Below are 6,383 nucleotides of genomic sequence, written 5' to 3' on the forward strand. Positions count from 1 at the left end.
CCGGGTCGCCTAGGCCGGCCCGCTGATGCCGGTGGCGCCGGCCAGGTGCTTGACCCGGGAGACGATCTCCTGGTGGCGGCCGTGCACCATCGGGCGGGCCTGCGGGTTGCCGAGGTAGCCGCAGGTACGCTTGACCACATCGCAGGTGGCCGGGTCGTCGTTGCCGCAGTCCGGGCAGGCGAAACCGTGCGCGGTGGGAGTGAAATCACCCGAGAAGTCGCACTGGTAGCACCGGTCGATAGGCGTGTTCGTGCCCAGGTAGCCGACAGTGTCGTAGGCGTAGTCCCAGACCGCTTCGAGGGCCTTCGGGTTCTGCTGCAGCACCGGGTACTCGCAGTAGTGGATGAAACCGCCGGAGGAGAGCACCGGGTAGTCCTTCTCGAAGTCCAGCTTCTCGAACGGGGTCGGGTTCTTCCGCACGTCGTAGTGGAAACTGTTGGTGTAATAGTCCTTGTCGGTGATGTTCTCCACCGAGCCGAACTTGGCCTTGTCGAGCCGGGAGAACCGGTCGGTGAGGCTTTCGCTTGGCGTGGAGTAGACGCTGAACTGGTAGCCGTATTCGTCGGTCCAGGCCTTGGTGGAGGTGGACAGCGCGGTCAGAATCTCCAGGGTGAACGCCTTCGCCTCGGGGTTGCCCTCCCAGGCGCCGCCGTAGAAGGCAGCCGCGACCTCGTAGAGCCCGATGTAGCCCAGCGATACCGTGGACCGGCCGTCCTTGAACAAGGCGTCGACGGAATCGGTGCGGGAGAGTTCCTGGCCGAACGCGCCGTACACGTAGAGGATCGGGGCGTTCGCCGGGGTGGCCTGCTTGCACCGTTCGATCCGGTAGACCAGGGCGTCGCGGGTGATGGTGAGGCGCTCAGCGAGGATGCTCCAGAACTTGGCCTTGTCGCCGGCGGCCTCCAGGGCGATGCGCGGCAGGTTGAGGGTCACCACCCCGAGATTCATCCGGCCCTCTGACACGTCGTTGCCGGCGGCGTCGGTCCAGCCCTGCAGGAACGAACGGCATCCCATCGGTACCTTGAAGCTGCCGGTGATCTCGACGATCTTGTCATAGCTGAGCACGTCCGGGTACATCCGCTTGGTGGAGCACTCCAGCGCCAGCTGCTTGATGTCGTAGTTCGGGTCGCCCAGGGTGAGGTTGAGGTCGCGCTTGAGCGTGAAGATCAGTTTGGGGAAGATCGCGGTGCGCTTCTCGCTGCCGAGCCCGTCGATGCGGATCTGCAGGATGGCTCGTTGGATCTCCCGCTCGAACCAGTCGGTGCCCAGGCCGAAGCCGAGCGACACGAACGGGGTCTGCCCGTTCGAGGTGAACAGGGTGTTGATCTCGTACTCGAGGCTCTGCATCGCGTCGTAGATGTCCTTGCGGGTCTTCTCCTGGGCAAACGGACGGTGCTCGGTCTCATCGCTGATCCAACGTTTCGCGTCGGCGAGGTGCTTGGTGAAGTTCTCGCGGGCGTAGGGGGCCAGGAGCTCGTCGACGCGGTTGGCGGAGCAGCCGCCGTACTGGCTGGAAGCGACGTTCGCGATGATCTGGGAGATCTGCGCGGTGGCCGTTTGGATGGACTTGGGTGGTTCGACGTCGGCGTTGCCGATGCGGAAACCTCGGCTGAGCATGCCGGCGAAGTCGATCAGGCAGCAGTTCGTCATCGGCGCGTACGGGCTGTAGTCCAGGTCGTGGAAGTGGATGTCGCCCTTCTGGTGCGCGTTGGAGACGTGCGGCGGCAGCATCTTGTGCCCGATCGCCTTGCCGACCGCTCCGGCGGTGAGATCGCGCTGGGTGTTGAAGACGTCGCTGTCCTTGTTGGCGTTCTCATTCACCACGGTCGAGTCTTTGCTGAGCAGGTTGATGATCGAGTGGTTGATGTCGGTGGACTTGCTGCGGGCGAAGTCGCGCTGGGTGCGGTAGCCGATGTATTTCTCGGCCAGGTCGTATTCGTGGCTTTCGAGCAGGGCGTGCTCGACGATGTTCTGCACCTCGTAGATCTTGACGTCGGTCGAGAAGCGGCCGGCGATCTCCCGGTCCACGGCGGCGACGATATCGAGGATCGCCCGGTGCACCAGCGGGGTCATTTCGCGGTGCATCTCCACCGCCGCCTTCACGAGCGCCTCGTACACCTTCGTGTTGTCGAAGGCCACCTTGCGGCCGTCGCGTTTGACGACCTTGATGGTCTGCAGGGCCGACGTCGTCGTCGGCTGGGCGGGGGCGCTGGGGGTGGTGGAGGCGCTGCTGGTTGGATTCACACCTTCAGCCTAGAGACGCCGATTACTACATTTGGGGGCCTTTGGTCCCTAGCGCCGCTACATCTAGTGGTCGGGCGTGCTGGATGGCCGCGAAGACGCCGCCCGGTCCCTCGGTAACTCGGGGTGCACGTTTGTGCATTCGGGAAGCGTCGGCGTGTTGCGTCGGCATCGCGGTGACCGACGCATCCGCGGCCGTATGGACGCTCCCGTCGAGCACGGCACTGCGCATACAATCGCCACAAGAACAGCATGACAAACGTCGGCTTTGTCGCACCAAAGGACCCCGAACCCATGAACAGCAACTCCTCGGCCGTGATCGTCTTCGACGTCAATGACACCCTCTCGGACATGGCGGGCATGAAGGCCAGGTTCGTGCAGGTCGGCGCCCCGGCACACCTCGCCTCCGCGTGGTTCGCGGCGCTGCTGCGGGATGGTTTCGCCCTCGCCGCGGCAGGCGGGGCGGCACCGTTCTCGGTGATCGGATCCGAGCTGCTGCGCGGGGTCCTACGCGATGTGCCGCTGGCGAGAAGCTTCGATGACGCGGTGGAGCACGTCATGGCGGGCTTCGGGCAGCTCAAGCTGCATCCCGATGTCGCCGAGGGGGTTCGCGCGTTGAAGGGCGCCGGGTTGCGCCTGGTGACCCTGTCCAACGGATCCGCCGAGGTGGCGCGGACGCTTCTGGCCGCGGCCTCGCTCGAAGATGAGTTCGAGGCCCTGCTCAGCGTCGACGAGGCCGGGGCGTGGAAGCCGATGCGGGCCGCATACGACTACGCGGCCGGCGCGTGCGGGGTGCGGCCGGCGGACCTGCTGCTCGTGGCGGTGCACCCCTGGGACATCCACGGAGCCGCGCAAGCGGGCCTGGCCACCGCCTGGCTGAACCGCAGCGGCGAGAGCTACCCGAGCTACTTCACGGCACCGGACTACACGGTGACCCGGCTGGCCGAGTTGGCCATCCTGCTGGCGGAGGCGCCGGCCGCAGACTCCGAGGACCCGCCACGGGAACCCGCCGAGGGCCTCGTGGTTGTGACCGAGAGCGGAACGGGCGGCTACGCCCAGCAAATCACCGTCGGCCCGCACCGGCTCACCGCTGACGAGCCCCGGCCGGTCGGCACCGACACCGGCCCATCCCCCTACGACCTGGTCCTGGCCGGCCTCGGAGCGTGCACCTCGATGACCGTGCGGATGTACGCCGAGCGCAAGAAGTGGCCGCTGGAGAAGGTCACCGTGACCCTCCGGCACAACCGGGTGCACGCGAAGGACTGCGCCGATTGCGAGACCGTGGTCGGTCAGATCGACCACATCGAGCGGGTCCTCTGGTTTGACGGGGACCTCACCGAGGAGCAGCGTCAGAGCCTGAGTGAGATCGCCGACAAATGCCCGGTACACCGCACCCTGCACTCGGAGATCGTCAGCCACACCTCCGTGGCCGAGGCCGGCACACCGGAGTGAGATCCGTGGTTTGTGGTTAGTGCACCCGCACGGCCTCGTTGTGCTCGACCAGGTGCCACGTGGTGCCCTCGTCGTCGCTCACCCAGCCCTCCCAGGTGTAGCCGTCTTCGGTGATCGAGGTGAAGTTCCAGCGCACCGGGCGGCCGTCGGTGCCGGTGCCGTCCTGGCGCAGGCCGTTGCGGTAGGGGGTGGCGATCAGGTGGCAGTACTCCCCCAGGGTCGGGGCGAAGTAGCTCACCCGCCAGGCGCCGGCCAGTTGGTCGTAGACCCGCACGGCGGTGGCGATGGTCTCAAAGCCCGACGGATGCGTGTCGCTGGCCTCCACCTCGACGTCCTGCACCGCGCGGCCGTCGAGCACGAACTGCACGATCCAGGTGAACTCTCGTTCGGCCCACTCGCCGGTGGCCTCGTCCACCTTGCTGCCGTGCACCGCCCAGGTGCCCACCAGCTGGCCGAACCGGCGCATACGCCCGGGATACTCCGGGGTGGGACCGTCGGCGATCAGCGCCTCGGCGAAACGGGACTCTGAGGTGGTCATACCCCGAATTTTACCGCCCCCGCGTAACGCCCATGTGAACGTCACGTTCCACCTACCGTGTTGTGCCCACGTCGGTGCGGTGGAAGTTCAGGTGCGAGCGCGATGCCGTGGGGCCGCGCTGCCCCTGGTAGCGGGAGCGGTAGGCAGCGGAACCGTACGGGTTCTCCGCCGCCGAGCTGAGCTGGAAGAAACACAGCTGGCCGATCTTCATGCCCGGCCACAATTTGATCGGCAGGGTCGCCACGTTGCTGAGCTCCAGGGTGACGTGCCCGGTGAAGCCCGGGTCGATGAAACCGGCGGTGGAGTGGGTGAGCAGGCCCAACCGGCCCAGAGAACTCTTGCCCTCCAGCCGCGCGGCCACGTCGTCGGGCAGGGTGACGGCTTCGAACGTGGCGCCGAGCACGAATTCGCCCGGGTGCAGGATGAACGGGTCGTCGCCCTTGGCCTCGATCAGCCGGGTGAGTTCGGGCTGGTCTTCGGCCGGATCGATGAAGGGGTACTTGTGGTTGTCGAACAGCCGGAAGAATCGGTCCAGTCGCACGTCGATGCTCGACGGCTGGATCATGTCCGGGTCGTAGGGTGCGAGCGCGATTCGTTCCGCGTCGATCTGGGCCTTGATGTCACGATCCGAGAGAAGCACGGTGCCAGCCTATCGGCGGGACGCCAGGAGACGGTCTTCTTCACCAGCTTGGTGATGACGACCTTTCCCCCCTCCTGAGCCCAGCCCGGCTGACCGTAGTAGAGCTTCGGCAGCAGCTCGGGCGCGGCCGCCGTGACGATCTCGTGCAGCCGCTCGGCCATCCCGCGGTCGGGCTGCGGCATCTCGGCGATCTTCGCCATCATGGTCGACTTCTCGGCGGCCGCCTTGTCTTCGGCGCGCTCGCGCTTCGCCGCGGCCTTGAGCTCGGCGGCGCGGGCGGGTCCCACCCCGATGCTTCTTGATTTCTGATCCGTTGGTTCCCTGGCTGGACCGTCCTATTCTGGAGATTCCGGAGCCTTTCCCTCGAACTTGGACAGCCGATGACTACATCAACCCTCGAGCAACGCCTCAGCGATCTCGCGTTGTTGCGACGGGTGCGCGATCGGATGGATCGGGAGTTCGCGGCACCCCTTGATGTGGAAAATCTCGCCTCCGGCGTGCATATGTCGGCCGGGCACCTCTGCCGCGAGTTCAAGCGCGCCTACGGGGAGTCGCCGTACCAATACTTGATGACCCGCCGCATCGAACGGGCCATGACGCTGCTGCGCCGCGGGGAACACAGCGTCACAGAGGCCTGCTTCGCGGTGGGGTTTTCGTCACTCGGCACCTTCAGCACCCGATTCACCGAGCTCGTCGGCACCCCGCCGAGCGTGTATCGCCGCATGCCGAACGCGCCGGCCGGCCTCCCCGGATGCGTCACCAAAGAGATCACCCGACCGATCAGGAATCGAGAAGCCGTCGCCCCACTCCGCGCGTAGCGTGACTGCCATGAACATCACAATTCACTCAAGTTTCCTGCCCCACAAAAACCCGGATGCCTCCCTTGCCTTCTACCGCGATGTCCTCGGTTTCGAGGTGCTCGGCGACGTCGGCTACGAGGCCATGCGCTGGATCACGGTACGCCCGCCCGGTCTGACGGGCGCATCCATCGTGCTCGAGCCGCCGGCGGCGGATCCCGGCGTGACCGACGAGGAACGCACCACCATCGCCGAGATGATGGCAAAGGGCACCTACTCGGGCGTCCTCCTCGCGACCGACGACCTGGACGCCACCTTCGAACGGGTCGAAGCCGCCAATGCCGAGGTAGTGCAGGAACCGTCGGACCAGGACTGGGGCGTGCGTGACTTCGCCGTCCGCGACCCGGCCGGCAACCTCATCCGCATCCGGGAGGTGCACGCCTGACGCCCCAGCCTTGATAAGCTGGCACGGTTCCAGTGCAGCTTCGGCGGCCTGGTCGCGCGGATGTAGTTCAATGGTAGAACTTCAGCTTCCCAAGCTGATAGCGCGGGTTCGATTCCCGTCATCCGCTCCATCACCTCTCAGTGCCAGCTGGCTGGACCGGCGCTTCCGGCCGAGTACTCGTCGAGCGGCACGTCACCGTTCCACGCCTCGAGGATCGGGGTGATGATTCGCCAGCATTCCTCGGCAACATCTCCTCGCACCGAGATCGAC

At 66.1% G+C, this 6,383-nt stretch carries 7 protein-coding genes and 1 tRNA gene; 4 read left to right on the top strand and 4 right to left on the bottom strand.

Going from position 1 to position 6,383, the window contains the following annotated elements; all coding sequences use genetic code 11:
• Positions 1–9: 9 nt before the first annotated feature.
• Positions 10–2,244 carry an anaerobic ribonucleoside-triphosphate reductase gene (nrdD, locus tag JWP54_RS10195; RefSeq protein WP_297371309.1) on the bottom strand — a complete coding sequence of 745 codons (2,235 nt, stop codon included), beginning with the start codon at positions 2,242–2,244 and terminating at the stop codon, positions 10–12.
• A gap of 291 nt (positions 2,245–2,535) precedes the next feature.
• Here nrdD and JWP54_RS10200 point away from each other — a divergent pair, with 291 nt between their 5' ends.
• Positions 2,536–3,693: a haloacid dehalogenase type II gene (locus tag JWP54_RS10200; protein WP_297371311.1), complete on the top strand. Its 1,158-nt coding sequence runs from the start codon at positions 2,536–2,538 to the stop codon at positions 3,691–3,693.
• 16 nt (positions 3,694–3,709) lie between these two features.
• On the opposite strand, the gene JWP54_RS10205 is transcribed toward JWP54_RS10200, so the two are convergent.
• From JWP54_RS10205 to JWP54_RS10215, 3 genes are read right to left on the bottom strand one after another with little or no spacing between them, the layout of a single operon-like run.
• Positions 3,710–4,231: a hypothetical protein gene (locus tag JWP54_RS10205; protein WP_297371314.1), complete on the bottom strand. Its 522-nt coding sequence runs from the start codon at positions 4,229–4,231 to the stop codon at positions 3,710–3,712.
• 52 nt (positions 4,232–4,283) lie between these two features.
• A complete protein-coding gene (gene dcd, locus JWP54_RS10210) occupies positions 4,284–4,871 on the bottom strand; it encodes a dCTP deaminase (protein ID WP_297371317.1) in 588 nt (195 codons plus the stop codon).
• Positions 4,793–5,158 carry a hypothetical protein gene (locus JWP54_RS10215; RefSeq protein WP_297371320.1) on the bottom strand — a complete coding sequence of 122 codons (366 nt, stop codon included), beginning with the start codon at positions 5,156–5,158 and terminating at the stop codon, positions 4,793–4,795. Before JWP54_RS10215 ends, dcd begins: the two co-directional genes overlap by 79 nt.
• 93 nt (positions 5,159–5,251) lie before the next feature.
• Between JWP54_RS10215 and JWP54_RS10220 the strand changes: the two genes are divergently transcribed.
• The 3 genes from JWP54_RS10220 to JWP54_RS10230 all read left to right on the top strand — a co-directional run bounded on the left by JWP54_RS10220 (position 5,252) and on the right by JWP54_RS10230 (position 6,243).
• Positions 5,252–5,689, top strand: a complete 438-nt coding sequence (locus JWP54_RS10220) for a helix-turn-helix transcriptional regulator (protein WP_297371324.1) — start codon at positions 5,252–5,254, stop codon at positions 5,687–5,689.
• A gap of 10 nt (positions 5,690–5,699) precedes the next feature.
• Positions 5,700–6,113: a VOC family protein gene (locus JWP54_RS10225; RefSeq protein WP_297371327.1), complete on the top strand. Its 414-nt coding sequence runs from the start codon at positions 5,700–5,702 to the stop codon at positions 6,111–6,113.
• A gap of 56 nt (positions 6,114–6,169) precedes the next feature.
• Positions 6,170–6,243 (top strand) — tRNA-Gly (locus JWP54_RS10230).
• Positions 6,244–6,383 lie beyond the last annotated feature (140 nt).

It is taken from the genome of Cryobacterium sp., from assembly GCF_025463825.1.
Classification (GTDB): domain Bacteria; phylum Actinomycetota; class Actinomycetes; order Actinomycetales; family Microbacteriaceae; genus Cryobacterium.

Excerpts from the sequence above, each read along its gene's own strand:
- JWP54_RS10205 (WP_297371314.1), bottom strand. The coding sequence starts at position 4,231 with ATGACCACCTCAGAGTCCCGTTTCGCCGAGGCGCTGATCGCCGACGGT.
- JWP54_RS10220 (WP_297371324.1), top strand. The coding sequence starts at position 5,252 with ATGACTACATCAACCCTCGAGCAACGCCTCAGCGATCTCGCGTTGTTG.
- JWP54_RS10225 (WP_297371327.1), top strand. The coding sequence starts at position 5,700 with ATGAACATCACAATTCACTCAAGTTTCCTGCCCCACAAAAACCCGGAT.
- JWP54_RS10200 (WP_297371311.1), top strand. The coding sequence starts at position 2,536 with ATGAACAGCAACTCCTCGGCCGTGATCGTCTTCGACGTCAATGACACC.